This window comes from Halosimplex pelagicum (genome assembly GCF_013415905.1).
Taxonomy (GTDB): Archaea; Halobacteriota; Halobacteria; order Halobacteriales; family Haloarculaceae; genus Halosimplex; species Halosimplex pelagicum.
This window is the reverse complement of record NZ_CP058909.1, coordinates 2,852,164-2,868,268: the sequence shown is the minus strand read 5'-3', so window position 1 is coordinate 2,868,268 and position 16,105 is coordinate 2,852,164. Positions and strand designations below refer to the sequence as shown.

The following is a 16,105-nucleotide window of genomic DNA, read 5'->3' as shown; positions in this document are numbered from 1 at the left end:
TCCGCCCCGCTACTTCGGCGCCTGGTTGTACACGAGGTTACGCTGGATGTCGTTGGCCCCCTCGTAGATGACGGGCACGCGCACGTCGCGGTACACGCGGGCCACCCGGCGTTCGGTGAGCACGGACCGGCCGCCGTGGAGCTGCATCGCCTTCTGGGCGCAGTCGTTGGCCGTCTCCGTCGCCTTGAGCTTCGCCATCGCCGCCCAGAAGCCGGCGTCGTCGCTCCCGGCGACCTGGTCGGCCGCCCGCCAGGTCAGCGCGCGTGCGGCCTCGAACTCCGTCCGCATGTCCGCGAGCTTGTGCTGGACGGCCTGGAACTCGTCGACCGAGCGACCGAAGGCCTCCCGGTCGTGGACGAACTCCCAGGCCTCCTCGATGGCCGCCGCCGCCATGCCGATGCCGTGGCCGCCGACGATCACGCGACCGTGGTTGAAGAAGTCGGCGAGCATGTAGAAGCCCGCGCCCTCGACGCCGATCAGGTACTCCTCGGGCACGCGGCAGTCCTCCAAGGTGAGGTGGGCCTGCTTCGACGCCCGGAAGGCCATCTTCTCCGGGATGTGTTCGGCGTTGTACCCCTCAGTGTCGGTCGGGACGACGAACAGCGAGTAGTTGCCGTAGCGGTTGTCCTCGTCGTCGCCGGTCTTGGCGTACACCGTCACCCAGTCGGCCTCGACGCCGTTGCCGATCCAGTACTTCTCGCCGTTCAGGACGTACTCGTCGCCGTCCTTCTCGGCCGTCGTGGCCATCCCCGCGAGGTCGCTGCCCGTCTCGGGCTCGGAGACGGCGAGGCCAGTGATCTGCTCGTTCTCGGCGACCGGGCGGAGGAACTCCTCCTTCAGCTCGTCGTCGCCGTGCTCTTCGAGGATCTCGGCGCCGAAACTCGCCAGCTGCAGAGTCAGCGCGATGCCCGCGTCGGCGCGGTAGAACTCCTCCGCGATGGCGAGCACCTGCTCCAGCGAGAAGCCCTTCCCGCCGTACTCCTCGCCGATGTCCTGGGCGACCAGCCCGGCGTCCATCCCCGCCTCCAGCACCTCCGTCGGGTACTCGCCCGACTCGAAGTACTCCTGAGCGTTCGGTGCGATGTGCTCGGCCGCGAACTCCCGGGCCTGCTGTTTCACGTCGCGTGCCTCCTCGGGGACCGGCCGTTCGTCAAGCAGTTCCATACCCGCGTCACGGACCGCGAACCCATATACCCAGTGGCACGAGGAGAAACGAGTTGAGAGTTTCTCGGTCGGACCGCGGGCCCGCGTCCCCCGGGGACTTTTGCCGAGGGACCACAACGAGCGGGCGTGATTCCGTCGTTCGGTCCCGTCGTCGGTAGTCGTCGGGGGATACGGCCGGTCGAAGTCGCGATGGCGGGGCAGTCGCGGGGCGTCGGCGACTGGTTCGCGACGATGTTCAGCCAGCCCCTGGAGGTCCACGCGTTCGTGCTCGGGGCGTTCGTCGGTGGTATCCTCGCGACGGTGTCGACCAGCGGCCGCCCGCGGACGGCGCTGGCGGCGACGCTGGGGGTGTTGCTGTTCACCTTCGGCGCCTTCGAGACGGTGCTGTGCCGGGAGTCGTTCGCCGCCTGTCGCCACGTCCGGTTCAAGCCGTGGTACTTCCTGGCCGGCGTCTTCCTCGCGCAGTCCGTGGGGCTCGGGGTCCTGCGACGAGCGGTCGTGGAGCGACCCGCCCTGCGGACCGAGCGGGGCGCGACGACGCTCGCGGGCGCGATCGTCGCCGTCCTGCTCGCGGTCGCGATCACCTCGCTCGCGGCCGGCCGACCCGCCCACCCGATCACCGGGCTCGCGACCGCCGGCGGGCTCGCGGGGTCGGTCCTCGGCTTCGGCGCCTACCAGTGGAGTCGCCCGGGCGGCGGGACGGGCGGCTACGTCGCGGCAGTCCGGCGAGTGGTCGGTCGCGACGCCGAGGCGTCGGGGCTGTTCGTCGCCGCGGGGACCGTCTTCGGGTTCGGCTACCCTCGGCTGTTCTGGGAGCTCGGCCGGGCGTTCGGCCCGGGCGGCTTCCCGCTCGGCCCGATCACCTGGGTTCGGTCCGGCGTGGCCTCGGTCGCGCTGTACGTCCTCCCGGCGGTCGCGGCGACGGTCGCCGCCGCCTGGCTCCGCGGCCGCCGCCGCGACGAGCGACTCGACGGCGGGCTCGTCGCGGCCGTCGTCTTCGGGTACGCGACCTACGCGACGTGTCTCGCCCTCGCGACCGGGCTGGCGGCGACCGTCTGGTTCCGACTGGTCCCGGTCTGGTGAGACCGGCCACGGCCGCCCCCATCCCGGGGAACACCGGGGACAGCGACGGGACCGACGGTCACCGACCGAGGAACGCGGCGACCCAGTCGACGGCGTTCAGCGCGACCAGTACGACGCCCTCCGGCCGGGAGAGGACGCGGCGAGACCACAGGAGGACGGTCGCGACGACGGAGACACCGAGCAGCCAGAGCGCCCCCGTGAACGCCGCCGGGCCGACCGTCAGGGGCTGGAGGACGCCCGCCACCCCGAGTACGCCGAGTACGTTGAAGATGCAACTGCCGACGACGTTGCCGGCCGCCAGGTCCGCCTCCCCGCGGTAGGCGGCCGCGACGGAGGTGACTAGCTCCGGGGTCGAGGTGCCCAGCGCCACCACCGTCGCGCCGATGGCCCACTCCGAGACGCCGAAGTCGGCCGCGGTGCTCGCCGCCCCGACCACGAGGACGTGCGCGGCGACGACCACCACGCCGAGGCCGCCGAGGAGTCGCAGCACGTCGGACCGGCGGAACGGGTCCGGGTCGACGGCCGGGCCGGCCGCGTCCCCGTCGCTCCGGGCGAGCAGGAGCACGTAGCCGGCGAGCCCGGCAACCAGCAGGGCGCCTTCGATCCGGGAGACGGTCAGGTCGCGGAGGATAAGCAGCAGGGCGCCAACCGTCAGGACCATCAGGACGCCGTCGCGGCGCACCAGGTCGGCGTCGACGGGCAACCGCCGGACCAGCGCCGTCCCGCCGAGGACGAACCCCAGGTTCACGACGTTCGACCCGACGACGTTGCCGACCGAGATGTCGGCCTCGCCGGTCAGCGCCGCGTCGACCGTGACGGCGAACTCCGGCGCGGAGGTCCCGAACGAGACGACGGTGAGCCCGATGACGAGCCCCGAAACGCCGAGCCGGCGCGCGAGTCGGCTCGCGCCCGCGACGAACTGGCCCGCGCCGACCCACAGGCCGGCGACGCCGACCAGGACCAGGGCGGCGTCGCGCACGAGCGCCGATACCATTCGCTCGCCGGTTCGGAGCGGGCCGGCATAACGCCGGTGGTCCGTCGCGGCCCCCAGACGCGATTCAGACCTCGATCTGCTGCATCAGCTCGACGAGTTCGTCGAGTTGGGGGAAGGTGTACACCTTCACGTCAACGTTGGAGTCGGGGGCCTGGACGTGCGAGTCGAACATCAGGGCCATGTCGCTCTCGCGGTCGCCGACGAGGTCGTCGACCATTCCGGACCCGGGACCGAAGATGAACGAGGGCGGCCCGATGTCGATGGTCGTGTCGAGGACGTTCGCCCAGCCGTCGATGAACCCGCTGGTCATGATGTTGCCGATCTCCTGGATCGCCGACCGCTCCATGTCGGTGAACCCGCTCGCGTTCGGGTCCGTCTCGCCCATGTCGCCGATCATCCCGTGGGAGAGCTCTTTCGCGCTCCCGGCTTCGAGCAGAAAGAGGATGTGGCCGTGGGGCGGCTCGACCATCTCGATGCTGATGCCGATCTGCTCGGCGTGGCCCACGTGGGTCTTGATGTCCGGGATGTCGATGAAGTTGATCTTGGTGATCTCCATCTCCGTCTCCATCCCCGTCATCTGGCTGAGGTGGTCCGCGACCGTGTTCCCGCCCTCCTTGGCCATCTTGTTGAACAACCCGAGTTTCCGGATATCTATCTTCAGACTCATTGGCGACCCTGCGAGGTGGGCAGGCGTTTCGACCCGACCCACATAAGCGGTCCCCCCCGATTTTCGCGAACGAGACTCGGCGGGGAGACGACGCCGGACGACCCCGGCGCCGCACCGCTGCGGGCTCGCCGTCAGTGCTCGCGTTGACTGACCGCCACGCCCTCGCCGAGCGGCAACAGCGTCGTCTCGAAGGCGTCGTCCGCGGCGACCGCATCGAGGTAGTCCGCGATGCCCTCGGTCATCCCGTCCATCGCCGAGCGGTCCGCGTCGCCCTCGGCGCCGCCGTCCTCAAAGTACGCGCGCAGGTCGCCGGCGTCGATCGAGCCGCCGGCGACGGCGTTGTCGGCGGCGACGATCCCACCCGGTGCGACCTTCCCGCGGACGGCCTCGAACGCCTCGGCGTAGCGTTCCTTCTGGCAGTCGATCAGCACCACGTCGAACGGGCCCTCGTACGCCTCGATGGTCTCGATGGCGTCGCCGTGTTCGAACGCCGCCCGGTCGGCGAGGCCGCCCCGGTCGAGGTACTCGCGGGCCTGGTCGAGTTCGCCCTCGTCGATCTCGGTGAGGACGACCTCGCCGTCGGCGGGCAGTTCCCGAGCGAACCAGTACGCCGAGTAGCCGAAGCCCGAGCCGAACTCGAAGACCCGTTCGGCGTCGGAAAACCGGGCCAGCATCGCCAGCCACCCGCCGACGGCCGGACCCACGTACGGGAACCCCTCCTCGCGGGCCTGCTCGCCCATCTCCTCGACGATCTCGTCGGGTTCGGGCCCCAGTGCGGTCGCGTACGACTCCAGGAACTCGGATATCTCGTAGTCGGCCATGGCCGGGGGTTCGACCGCCGCTCGGATAAAGCGTCCCCGCCGCGGCCAGACGTTCCGGGATCGGTGGCTGGGGTCGGTGGTGATGGACGCGTAATCGGCGGCGCCGAATCGAACCCGTGACCGGCGGGACCCCTCATGAGGTACCAACCGACAGCACCGCGGACCCGCTCGTAGTGCCGACAGCGTGAAAGCCCCGACCCGTTCGGCTCCCGCGACTCGCTGCGCGCTTCGGTCGCTCCTCCCTCCAGTGGTTGCGTCGTCGGGGTTCGCCGAACGGGTCGCCCCTTTCGTTCCCGCCCGCGTAGCTGGACCGGACAGTCTGTGCGGGCGGGAATGAAAGGGGCCGCCGGCTCCGGGAAGACGGGTGAAACAAGCACCGCAGGCCGGAGGCCGAGGAGCGCAGCGAACCCCTCGACCGGAGCCGGCGGGGGCTTTCACGCTGTTCGCGGTGGCTGGGTTCGCGGTGGCTGGGTTCGCGGTGGCTGGGTTCGCGGTGGCTGGGTTCGCGGTGGCTGGGTTCGCGGTGGCTGGGTTCGCGGTGGCTGGGGCCGTCGGATCGATGTCTTCTCGGGAGATATCTCGTAGCTCGACCGTCGAGAGATTCATACCGATCCGACCGTAACCTCGGACATGTCAGATACCCCGCCGGGCCCGAAGGGCGAGCCGCTGTTCGGGAGCAGCCGGCGCTACGCCCGGGACCCGTTCTCGTTCATCTCCGCGCTTGAGGAGACCTACGACGACGTGGCCCGCTTCGACATGGGACCGATGGAGACGTACATGGTCACCGACCCGACGGATATCGAGCGGATCCTCGTCTCCGAGGCCGACGCCTACCGCAAGCCCGACTTCCAGAACGACGCGCTGGGCGACCTGCTCGGGGACGGGTTGCTGTTGAGCGAGGGCGAGACCTGGGAACGCCAGCGCGAACTCGCGAATCCGGCGTTCCGGATGTCGCGACTGATGGGGATGGCCGACCGCGTCACCGGCCACGCCGAGTCGATGGTCGACGGCTGGGAGTCGGGCCAGACCGTCGACGCCGAGGGGGCGATGGCCCGCGTGACGCTGAACGTCATCCTCGACCTGATGATGGGCGTCGAACTCTCCGACTCCCGGGTCCGGACCGTCCAGGACCAGCTCGACCCGCTGGGGCGGCGCTTCGAGCCCGATCCGCTCAGGTTCGCGATGCCCGACTGGGTGCCGATGCCCGGCGACGAGGAGTTCGAATCGGCGGTCGCCGAACTCGATTCGGTGCTCGACGATGTCGTCGCCGCGCGCCGAGGGGACGATGGGGTTCGCGGCGTCTCGACGGTGCTCGACGCTCCCGCGGAGGACGAGAACCCGCCGATGGACTTCCTGTCCGTGCTCCTCCGTGCACAGGACCGGGGCGAGCAGTCCGCGGAAATGCTCCGCGACGAGATGATGACGATGCTGCTCGCCGGCCACGACACCACCGCGCTGACGCTCACCTACACGTGGTTCCTGCTCTCGGAACACCCCGAGGCCGAACGCCGCGTGCAGGAAGAGGTGGACGAAGTGGTCGGGAACGAACGGCCGAGCATGGACCACGTCCGGGAGTTCGAGTACCTCGACTGGGTAATCGACGAGGCGATGCGGCTGTACCCGCCGGTGTTCACCATCTTCCGCGAGCCGACCGAACCGGTCGAACTCGGCGGCTACCGCGTGGACGCGGGGTCGACGCTGATGCTCCCGCAGTGGGGCGTCCACCGCTCGGCCCGCTACTGGGACGACCCCGAATCGTTCGACCCCGAACGGTTCGGTCCCGACCGCCGGGACGACCGCCCGCGGTTCGCCTTCTTCCCGTTCGGCGGCGGCCCCCGCCACTGCATCGGCAAGCACCTCTCGCTGCTGGAGGCGAAGCTCATCGTCGCCACCGTCGTCTCCGAGTACGAACTCGACTTCCAGGGGGAGACGCCGCTGGAACTCATGCCGTCGCTGACGATGCACCCCCGGCAGACGATGGAGATGGAACTCGTCGAACGGTAGCACTACCGTAGCGAGCCGCGACGGCTACTCGGCGCCCGCGCGGTCGAGCGCCGCCCGCCCCTCCTCGACCCACCACTCCAGACGCTTGTACGACTCCGGCCAGCTGGTCAGCAGCCGGTGCCCGTCGGCCGCCGCGAGTTCGGCGGGCGTCCAGAAGCGCGCCGCGGCCACCTCGTCGTCCGCCCGGGGCGTCCCGCTCACGTCGGCGTAATCGACGGCGTAGCACAGGCAGGTCTTGTGCGTCGCCTCGAACTTGACGAACGTCCGCGCGTCGAACAGCGCGAGGTCGTCGGGGTCGACGGTCAGCGTCGTCTCCTCATCGAGTTCCCGTGCCCCCGCAACGTCGGGGTCCTCGCCCGCTTCGACCATCCCGCCGGGCGTCCCCCACAGGTCCCGGTCGGGCACGTCGACCTTCGCGAGGAGGACGCTCGTCTCGTCCGCGCGGCTCGGTTCGTCCGCGCTACTCGTCCCGTCGAGCACCGCCACGCGCGCGGTCGGGATCGGGTTGAAGAACTCGTACTCGCCGCAGTCGCCGCAGCGCTGGACCGCCGGCGGGTCGACGGGCTCCAGGCGACCCCCGCAGTCCGGACAGTGGTCGGGCGGCGTGTTCGGCACGGTCGGATCTGTGTCCGCCTCGTACCTAATACTGCGGTCCGGTGACCGCGCCGGCTGCCGTCCGACTCCTCACCGGTTGCGGCTCACCGGGAACTTCACGCGGTCGGGATGCTCGTTGAACTCGGCGAGGATCCGCTCGTACAGTTCGTTCTTCGTCCGCTGGCCCCGGCGCGGGTGGACGACGTACCTGACCTTCAACTTGACCCACGAGGTCTCCTGTTCGACGTTGACCGTCGGCCGGGACTGCACTTCGAGTTCGACCGGCGTCTCCGCGAGGCGTCTCCGGTAGCGCTCGACGTTGCGCTCCATCTCCTCGCCGACGACGTCGTTCGCGACCCGGATCATGGTCTCCCGGGCGAACGCCAGGTCCGTCTCGTAGGCCACCTCGATATCGACCTCGTTCCAGACGTACGGGAAGTCCTCCTGGGTGAAGTTCGTGACGTGCGAGGACAGCACCACGGAGTTGGGGACGGTGATCGTCCGCCCGGACGGCTGGTTCGAGGAGACCAGCTCACCGTTTATCTCCCACAGCGTCGTCACGAGGAAGTTCACCTCCACCACGTCGCCCTTCGAGTCGTCGATGGCGACGCGGTCGCCCACCTGATAGGGCCGGTTGACCATGATGTACACCCAGCCGATGAGCGAGAACAGCGGCTGCTGCAGCGCGAAGGTGACGGCGAACCCGACGACGCCCAGCGAGAAGAAGACGCCGAGCCACTGCTCGGTGACGACGCCGGCCAGTCCGACGACCCCGACGAGCCCGAAGGCCAGCCGGAGGACGTTCCGCAGGTCGTGGCGGCGACGCTTGCTCGCCGCCCGCTCGGTGAGCCAGCCGCCGACAACGCGGTAGGCGCCGTAGGTCGCGAGGACGACCGCGACCGCGAGCAGCCCGGTGACGGCCAGTCGCTCCGCCGAGACGCCCCAGACACTGTCGACCTCGACCGCAGCGGCCACGAACCGGCTCGCCACCGCGGCGACCGCCGCCCCGACCAGCGAGAGATACCCGACCGGTCGCATCTGTCAGTCCGCTCGCGGCCTCGCTACTAAGTACCCACGGGTGGACGGCGGAGTTCTCACGGGCGGACGGCCGACCCGGCCGTCGACCGGGAAACCAGTTCGGTCGGTGATTTAACCGGCGGGCGCTCCAACCACCGGGTGATGGTTTCCACAGGCGAATCCGCACCCACGTTCACCGCGACGCTCGGCACGAGCGACCACGAGGACTTCGACCTGGCCGACCACCTCGGCGACGGGCCGGTCGTCCTCGCCTTCTTCCCCGGCGCGTTCACGCCGCCGTGTACCAACGAGATGGTCGCCCTCCAGGAGCGACTCGACGAGTTCGAGGACGCGGGCGCGACGCTGTTCGGCGTCAGCGCCGACTCGCCGTTCGCCCAGGGCGCCTTCCGCGAGGAGCACGGCATCGAGTTCGACTTGGTCAGCGACATGGACGGCGACACCATCGAGGCCTACGGCCTCTCCATGGACATCCCCGACCTCGGCCTGTACGGCAACGCCAACCGCGCCGTCTTCGTGATCGACGACGAGGGAACTGTAGTGTTCGACTGGGTCGCCGACGACCCCACCAACGAACCCGACTACGACGCCGTCCTCGACGCCGTCGAATCGGCCTGACGGCGGCGACGCACCCAACCGTTATCACGTCGCTTCGAATAGGTACCCGGGTGCCTACCCGATTCTCACGTCGATCGGTGCTTCGGAGCGGCGCGCTGTTGACCGGTGCCGCCGTCGCCGGCTGTGCCGGCGCGCCGGGAACCGACCCGCTGTTCGCCGACGGGTTCGAGGAGAGCGACGAACGCTGGACCCGACACAGTCACATCGGCCCGGAGGAGTCGCAGGACGCCTTCGAGTGGGACATCTCGCTCTCGGAGGAGCAGGCCGCGGCGGGCGAGTGGAGCCTCGAAGTCGTCACCGAGGGCGACCACGACGACGGGGTCGCCTGGGTGACCGCCGAACTCCCGACCCCCGAGGACCCGTCGACGTTCTCGGTGTCGTTCGAGGCCTGGAGCGAGTCGGAGAGCTTCAACGTCCTCCGGAACGTCGTCGCCTCCCTCGGGCCCGAACGGCCGACCGAGGAGGGCGACTTCCCCGACCCCGGCGCCAACTCCTCGGCGGTCCCGGACGCCCCCTACGGTGGCCTGCGCGAACCGCTGCACCTCTCCGAGGGGTGGCGCGAGTACACCTTCGACTGGGAGCCCGCGGAGACGCCCGACGCGCTGTACCTCTCGCTGGGCGTCGCCGTCGTCTGGGAGTCCGACGCGACCCACTACTTCGACGCGGTCGAAGTGACCGCCGACTGAGTCCGCGACCGTTCCGGACCGACACGATCCGAACGCTAGCGGGAATTCTGTGCGGAGTTCGAAGAAAAACCGAGCGTCGGCGCCGGGTCAGCCGAACAGGACGGACGCGGCGTCGAAGGCGCTCGGCGAGAGGAGGCCGAACGCGGGCAGCAGCGCGAACGTGACGAACGCGGCGATGACGACGGCGGCGTACAGCGAACTCGGGTAGCCGCCCAGGTCGAACTCGCCGTCGGGCTCCTCGATCCACATCGCCTTGACGACCCGGCTGTAGTAGTACAGCGACAGGGCGCTGTTGACGATGAGCGAGGCGGCCAGCAGCCAGGCGCCGCCGTTGACCGTCCCCAGCAGCAGGTAGAGCTTCGAGATGAAGCCGCCGCCGACCGGCAGGCCGGCGAGACTGAACAGGAAGATGGTCATCGCGGCACACGCCAGCGGCGCCTGCTTCGAGAGGCCGTTGAAGTCCTGGAAGGTGCGGCCGACGCCCCAGTACTCGGTGAGCGCGAGGAACAGGAACGCGCCGGTGTTCATGAACCCGTAGACGAGCAGGTGCATCATGCTCGCGCCGAGGACGAGTCCGTTGTCGACGCCGGGCGTGAGCGCGGCCAGTCCGATGAGGACGTAGCCGGCGTGGCCGACCGAGGAGTAGGCGAGCATCCGCTTGACCTTCTCCTGGGTGGCGGCGGCGAAGTTCCCGACGGTCATCGTGACGACTGCGAGGACGGTGACGGCGGTGACCCAGTCGACCATCGGGTCGCCGCCGGCCAGCCCGCCGACCTCGGGGAACGCGGTGAGGAACACGCGGAAGGCGACGACGAACCCGGCGGCCTTCGAGGCCGACGAGAGGAACGCCGACACCGGCGCGGGCGCGCCCTCGTACGCCTCGGGCGCCCAGAAGTGGAACGGCACGCTCGCGGTCTTGTAGGCGAACCCGAGCAGCATCATGATGACGCCGACGCCGAGGACCCCGGCCGGGATCGCGGAGCCGCCGGCCAGCGCCTCGGCGACGGCGTCGAGCTGGAGGCTCCCCGTCGCGGCGTAGACGAGGCTGATCCCGTAGGCGAGCACGGACGACGACAGCGCGCCGACGAGGAAGTACTTCAGGCCGCCCTCGACGCTGCCGCGATTCTTCTTGAGGAACGCGACCAGCGCGAACGACGGCAGGCTGGCGAGTTCGAGGCTGACGAACACCGTCGCGAGGCTGTTGGCCGAGGCCATCAGCGACATGCCCGTCGCGGCCATGATGACCAGGCCGTAGTACTCGGCCTGGTACTCCTCGCCGGCCAGGTAGTCGTAGCTGGCCAGCGTCACCAGCGCGGTCACGCTGCCGACGATGACGACGAAGAACAGGCTCATCCCGTCGACGATCAGCGCGCCGCCGTACAGGTCGATCGCGCCCGTCCCGCGCGGTTGCCCGACCCCGAGCACGAGGAAGTACCCGGCGACGAGGAACGACGCGAGCGCGCCGACCGTCGACACGCCCGCGAGGACGGCGTTGGAACTCGTCCCCGGCTGGGGGTCGATGCTGTCCACGACGAACAGCAGCATGGCGGTGACGCCGAGGGCGATCGCCGGCGTGAGCGCGACCCAGTCGGCCATCGTGAAGCCGGCTATCTCGACTACCACGGCGCGACACCTCCCTGGAACAGGGCGCTCGCAGCGTCACCGACCGCCCCGTACGGGACCGCGAGGGTGGCCGGGTCCGGCGGGAGGATCGGGTTGACGGCCTCCTGGATCATCTGGTACACCAGGCCCGGGTCGACGCCCAGAGCGATGACCAGCGCCAGCAGCACGACAAGCGGCGCCACGTCGTGAACGGGCGCGCGCGACACGTCGTAGTCGGTCGCGAGGCTGTACTCGCCGAACAGCGTCCGCTGCATCGCCCACAGCAGGTAGCCGGCGACGATGACGATGCCGAACATGCCGGCGGCGGTCACCAGCGGCGCCGCGGGGATGTACGGCGAGGCGAACGCGCCCTGGAAGATGAGGTACTCGGCGGCGAAGCCGGCCATCAGCGGCAGGCCCATGTAGCCGAAGGCGGCCGCGACGAGGATGCCGACGGTCCAGGGCATCCGGTCTGCGATCCCGGAGATGTCGCCCACCATCCGGGTGTGGGTCTCGTTGTAGATGACGCCGACCGTCATGAACATCAGCCCCGAGATGAGGCCGTGGGCGACCATCTGGAAGGTCGCGCCGCCGAACCCGTGCGGGGTAAAGGCGACCAGACCCAGGATGACGTAGCCCATCGACGAGATGGAGGAGTAGGCGACGATGCGCTTGAGGTCCTGCTGTGCCAGCGCGAGCATCGCGCCGTAGATGATGCTGAGGACGCCGAAGGCGACGATGATCGCCGCGTAGTCCAGCGCGATGTCCTGCAGCATCGTGAAGTTGAACCGCAGCAGGGCGTAGGTCCCCATCTTCAGGAGGACGCCCGCCAGCATCACGGAGACCGGCGTCGGCGCCTCGACGTGGGCGTCCGGCAGCCACGTGTGGACGGGGAAGACGGGCACCTTCACCGCGAACCCGGCGAACATCAGCGCGAAGGCGACCACCCGGAGCGTCCCAGGCGCGATGCCGGCGACGCTCCCGAGGGCGCCCTCGGTGCGGAGCGCCTGCGCGATGGCGGGCATGTCGAACGTCGAGATGGAGTCGCCCAGCCCGAACACCAGCGCCATGAAGCCGACGAACATGACCAGCGTCGCCACGTTCGTGTAGACGAAGAACTTGATGGCGGCGTACTTCCGGCGCGGGCCGCCCCAGACGCCGATGAGGAAGTACATCGGGACGAGCACGGCCTCCCAGAACACCAGCCACAGCAGGAAGTCCAGCGCGGTGAACACGCCGATGAGACTCGCTTCCATCAGCAGCATCAGTCCGTAGAACTGCGACTGGCGCTCGTCGATGGGCGTCCACGAGCTGACGAGCGCGAGCGTCGTCAGCACGGTCGCCAGCACGAGCAGCGGCAGGCTGATGCCGTCGAGGCCGACGTGCCAGGCCAGGTCGTAGCGACCGAGGCTCAGCCAGCCGACCGTCGACTCGAAGGCGATGTCGCCGTCGGCCATCAGCGCGTTGCCGACGCCGTCGAACGCCGAGTACATCCACAGCGAGATGCCGACGGGGACGAGACTCACCGCGACGGCGAGCTTGCCCGCCCACTCGTCGGGCGCGAGGAAGACGACCAGCGCGCCCAGCAGCGTGGCGCCCAGCAGCGCTTCGACGGGTCCGGCGACGGGCATCAGGCACCACCTCCGAGCACGACGAAGACGACCAGCAACAGCGCGAGCGACAGCGTCATCAGCGCCGCGTAGTTCGAGACGACGCCCGACTGGATGCGTCGGAAGCGCGAGCCGGTGAAGAGGCTCACGCTACTGACGCCGTTGACGACGCCGTCGACGACGCCCTGGTCGAACTTGTCCGCGGCCCGCGCGATCGGGACCGTCACGCCCTGTGCCAGCCACACCTGATACTCGTCCTGGTAGTAGTTGTGCATGAGCAGCGTCTTCGCACCTCCCAACTTGTCCGTGTGCTCCGTCGGCTCGTCGACGCCGTAGAGACTGCGCGCGAAGAGCACGCCCGCGATCGCCAGCCCCAGCGAGACGGCCGCCGAGGCGAGCAGCGTCGGCACCTCGCCGCCGAGCGGGTAGCTCGCCGTGACGTGGGCCACGTCGTGCAGCAGCGTCTCGTAGGTGGCCAGGTCCGTCGACAGCGCGGCCGGCCAGCCGCCCTCGTCGGGGCCGTGGACCCACTTGTGGAGGAAGTCGATGTGCGTGTCGGTCAGGACCGCGATCGGCTTCATGTTGATGAGCCCGGCCGTCGCGGCGCCGATGCCGAGCACGGCCAGCGGCCCCTTTACGTTCCAGCGCACCGGCTCGGGGTCACGCGCCGTGTCCGAGCGGGCGTCCCCGTGGAAGGTCAGGTAGACCATCCGGAAGGTGTAGAAGCCCGTGAAGAACACGGCCAGCAGCCCCATCGCGTACGCGAGGAGATACATCGGCCCGAGCATCCCATCGCTGCCGAACCCGTGGATGAGCGCCTCGTAGAGCACCTCGTCTTTCGACCAGAAGCCCGCGAAGGGCACGATGCCCGCCAGCGCGAGCGAGCCCGAGAGGAACGTCCAGTAGGTGACGGGCATCTTCTCTTTGAGCCCGCCCATGTCCCACATGTTCTCGTTGTGGTGCATCGCGATGATGACCGACCCGGCGCCGAGGAACAGCAGCGCCTTGAAGATCGCGTGGGTGGTCAGGTGGAAGACCGCGGCGACGTACCCACCGGACCCCAGCGCGAGCATCATGTAGCCGTACTGGCTGATGGTCGAGTACGCGAGCACCTGCTTGAGTTCCTGCTTGACGACGCCCATCGTCGCCGCGAACAGGGCGGTGAACCCGCCGATCAGCGCGATGATCGCGAGCGCCGTCGGCGAGAGCAGGTAGAAGCCGTACATCCGGGCGACCAGATAGACGCCGGCCGCGACCATCGTCGCCGCGTGGATGAGCGCGGAGACCGGCGTCGGGCCCTCCATCGCGTCGGGCAGCCACGTGTGCAGCGGGAACTGCGCGGACTTGCCGACGACGCCGCCGAGCACGAGCAGCCCGAGGATGGTCATCCAGGTCTGGGCGCCGTAGCCGGCGGTGTAGATCCCGCTGGCGCCCTCCTCGATGGCCTGTTCGGCGATCTGCGGGAAGCTCTCGGCGACCACGGTGCCGCCCTCGGTGACGGGCGCGAACAGGCCCGTGCCGAACGTGGCGAAGATGCCGACCACGCCGACGAGGAAGAAGTAGTCACCGAAGCGGGTGACCAGGAACGCCTTCTTCGCGGCCGACGGCGGGCCGTCCTCGCGGAACCAGAAGCCGATCAGGAGATACGAACAGAGCCCGACCAGCTCGAAGAACATGAACGCCATCAGGATGTTGTTCGAGAAGACGAAGGCGAGCATGCTCGCCGTGAACAGGCCGAGTCCGGCGTAGTACCGCGGGAGGCCGGTCTCGCCCTCGTCGTTCATGTAGCCCAGCGAGAAGACGTGGACCAGCAGGGCGATGAGCGAGACGATGACGAGCATCAGCGCCGTCAGCGGGTCGACCAGGATACCGAACCGCAACGTGAGCGCGCCGTCGGCGACGCCGGCGACCCACGTGTAGAGGTTCTCGTTGTAGTACGTCGCCGTGCCGGTGACCCCGGCGACGGTCAGCGCCGTCCAGACCGAGAGGACGAGCGAGCCGGCGGTCGCGAGGATACCGGCCTCGGCGCCGCGCTTCGGCATGTACTGCCCGGCGAACAGGGAGACGACGAACGCCAGGAACGGGAGCGCTGCGATCGCGGGAACGAAGTCGAATGCACCTGCCATCTTACCACCTCATCGTAGCCGCTTTGGTCACGTCGACGCCCTCGAAGTTGCGATACAGTACGAGGATGATGCCGATACCGACCGCCACCTCGGCGGCCGCCAGCGCCATCACGAACAGCGAGAACACCTGCCCCGTGAGGTTCCCGTAGTGGAACGAGAACGCGACGAAGTTGATGTTCGCCGCGTTGAGCATCAGCTCGACGGACATCAGGAATATCAGCGCGTTGCGCCGCGTCAGGACGCCGTAGACGCCGATGCAGAACACCGCCGCCGACAGCAGGAGGTAGTACTGGGTCGCGATCGCCATCAGTCGTCACCTCCGTCGGTCGTCGCCCGGTCGCCGGTCGCCTCGTCGGTGCGGTCGTCGTCGCCCGTCCGGCCAGGGATCCGACGGCCGCCGTCGGTGAGCGCGGTGACGACGCTCTCGTCGTCCTCGCGGCGGGCGAGCATCACGGCCCCGTCCAGCGCCGCGTCGAGGACCAGGGCGATGATGATGAAGGCGACCAGGAAGCTCTCCGCGGGGATCGCGGCCTGGTCGACCATGTTGAACATCGCGTAGCCGATGCTCGCGACGATGCTGCCGTCGGCGAAGCCGGTGGGCTGTCCCAGCTCCGCGGTGAAGAACACGTACGCCATGACGGCGAACAGGGCCAGCGCGGCCAGCCCGTTGACGTAGTTCACGTCGGTCGCCAGCCGCGGACGGGAGGTCATGTCGCCACCTCGTCGGGCTGGGTGTCTTTCTCCGTGAGCATGATGGCGAACGTGATGAGGATGAGCACCCCACCGACGTACACCAGTACCTGCATCGCGGCGATGAACTCGGCGCGGAGCATGACGTAGTACACTGCCACCGACAGCAGCGAGACGCCGAGCATCAGCGCCGAGTGCCAGACGTCGCGCACTAACACGACGCCCAGGCTGCTCCCCAGTGTGACTATGGCGAACAGCGCAAACGCGATTGACTCGAGCAATGCCATCGTTGTCTCGAACCTCCTACCGGACGCCCTTTGAAGATTTCTGTATCGTCCCGCGCGTGGCCGCTCACGCGCCCGAAACCGTTAACGATTCGACGCAAACCCCCCGGACGGCCCCTGTCGAGCC

General features: G+C 69.1%; 16 protein-coding genes. 4 read left to right on the top strand and 12 right to left on the bottom strand.

What is annotated here, in order from left to right; genetic code table 11:
* Positions 1 to 9: 9 nt before the first annotated feature.
* Positions 10 to 1,164, bottom strand: a complete 1,155-nt coding sequence (locus HZS54_RS14370) for an acyl-CoA dehydrogenase family protein (protein WP_179917804.1) — start codon at positions 1,162 to 1,164, stop codon at positions 10 to 12.
* Between the two features lie 189 nt (positions 1,165 to 1,353).
* Between HZS54_RS14370 and HZS54_RS14365 the strand changes: the two genes are divergently transcribed.
* Positions 1,354 to 2,247 carry a hypothetical protein gene (locus HZS54_RS14365; protein ID WP_179917803.1) on the top strand — a complete coding sequence of 298 codons (894 nt, stop codon included), beginning with the start codon at positions 1,354 to 1,356 and terminating at the stop codon, positions 2,245 to 2,247.
* A gap of 58 nt (positions 2,248 to 2,305) precedes the next feature.
* Here the strand turns inward: HZS54_RS14365 and HZS54_RS14360 are convergent, their stop codons facing one another.
* From HZS54_RS14360 to HZS54_RS14350, 3 genes are all read right to left on the bottom strand, one after another.
* Complete coding sequence (locus HZS54_RS14360) at positions 2,306 to 3,241, bottom strand: calcium/sodium antiporter (RefSeq protein ID WP_179917802.1); 936 nt, start codon at positions 3,239 to 3,241, stop codon at positions 2,306 to 2,308.
* A gap of 64 nt (positions 3,242 to 3,305) precedes the next feature.
* The gene (locus tag HZS54_RS14355; protein WP_179917801.1) at positions 3,306 to 3,908 is read right to left on the bottom strand and encodes a chemotaxis protein CheC; all 603 of its coding nucleotides are present in this window, start codon (positions 3,906 to 3,908) and stop codon (positions 3,306 to 3,308) included.
* 131 nt (positions 3,909 to 4,039) lie between these two features.
* Positions 4,040 to 4,729 (bottom strand): O-methyltransferase, encoded by a 690-nt coding sequence (locus HZS54_RS14350; protein ID WP_179917800.1) that lies wholly within the window; start codon positions 4,727 to 4,729, stop codon positions 4,040 to 4,042.
* A 630-nt stretch (positions 4,730 to 5,359) separates the two neighbouring features.
* Here HZS54_RS14350 and HZS54_RS14345 point away from each other — a divergent pair.
* On the top strand, positions 5,360 to 6,733 hold the full coding sequence (locus tag HZS54_RS14345) for a cytochrome P450 (protein ID WP_179917799.1): 1,374 nt from the start codon (positions 5,360 to 5,362) through the stop codon (positions 6,731 to 6,733).
* A 24-nt stretch (positions 6,734 to 6,757) separates the two neighbouring features.
* On the opposite strand, the gene HZS54_RS14340 is transcribed toward HZS54_RS14345, so the two are convergent.
* Positions 6,758 to 7,348, bottom strand: a complete 591-nt coding sequence (locus HZS54_RS14340) for an NUDIX hydrolase (RefSeq protein WP_179917798.1) — start codon at positions 7,346 to 7,348, stop codon at positions 6,758 to 6,760.
* A 69-nt stretch (positions 7,349 to 7,417) separates the two neighbouring features.
* Complete coding sequence (locus HZS54_RS14335; protein WP_179917797.1) at positions 7,418 to 8,365, bottom strand: mechanosensitive ion channel family protein; 948 nt, start codon at positions 8,363 to 8,365, stop codon at positions 7,418 to 7,420.
* Positions 8,366 to 8,506: 141 nt separating this feature from the next.
* Here HZS54_RS14335 and HZS54_RS14330 point away from each other — a divergent pair, with 141 nt between their 5' ends.
* Entirely contained in the window at positions 8,507 to 8,980 is a 474-nt protein-coding gene (locus HZS54_RS14330; protein ID WP_179917796.1) for a redoxin domain-containing protein, read from the top strand.
* A 50-nt stretch (positions 8,981 to 9,030) separates the two neighbouring features.
* Complete coding sequence (locus HZS54_RS14325) at positions 9,031 to 9,666, top strand: hypothetical protein (RefSeq protein WP_179917795.1); 636 nt, start codon at positions 9,031 to 9,033, stop codon at positions 9,664 to 9,666.
* A gap of 87 nt (positions 9,667 to 9,753) precedes the next feature.
* Here the strand turns inward: HZS54_RS14325 and HZS54_RS14320 are convergent, their stop codons facing one another.
* Genes HZS54_RS14320 through HZS54_RS14295 form a run of 6 tightly spaced genes read right to left on the bottom strand, consistent with a single transcriptional unit; the run spans position 9,754 to position 15,981 of the window.
* Complete coding sequence (locus tag HZS54_RS14320; RefSeq protein WP_179923024.1) at positions 9,754 to 11,262, bottom strand: NADH-quinone oxidoreductase subunit N; 1,509 nt, start codon at positions 11,260 to 11,262, stop codon at positions 9,754 to 9,756.
* Between the two features lie 20 nt (positions 11,263 to 11,282).
* Positions 11,283 to 12,899, bottom strand: a complete 1,617-nt coding sequence (locus HZS54_RS14315) for a complex I subunit 4 family protein (RefSeq protein ID WP_179917794.1) — start codon at positions 12,897 to 12,899, stop codon at positions 11,283 to 11,285.
* Positions 12,899 to 15,004: an NADH-quinone oxidoreductase subunit L gene (gene nuoL / locus HZS54_RS14310; RefSeq protein WP_179917793.1), complete on the bottom strand. Its 2,106-nt coding sequence runs from the start codon at positions 15,002 to 15,004 to the stop codon at positions 12,899 to 12,901. Before nuoL ends, HZS54_RS14315 begins: the two co-directional genes overlap by 1 nt.
* A gap of 1 nt (position 15,005) precedes the next feature.
* Complete coding sequence (gene nuoK / locus HZS54_RS14305; protein WP_179917792.1) at positions 15,006 to 15,311, bottom strand: NADH-quinone oxidoreductase subunit NuoK; 306 nt, start codon at positions 15,309 to 15,311, stop codon at positions 15,006 to 15,008.
* Positions 15,311 to 15,715: a hypothetical protein gene (locus HZS54_RS14300; protein WP_179917791.1), complete on the bottom strand. Its 405-nt coding sequence runs from the start codon at positions 15,713 to 15,715 to the stop codon at positions 15,311 to 15,313. Before HZS54_RS14300 ends, nuoK begins: the two co-directional genes overlap by 1 nt.
* Complete coding sequence (locus tag HZS54_RS14295; protein ID WP_179917790.1) at positions 15,712 to 15,981, bottom strand: NADH-quinone oxidoreductase subunit J; 270 nt, start codon at positions 15,979 to 15,981, stop codon at positions 15,712 to 15,714. The genes HZS54_RS14300 and HZS54_RS14295 overlap by 4 nt, the downstream gene beginning before the upstream one ends.
* Between the last annotated feature and the right edge of the window lie 124 nt (positions 15,982 to 16,105).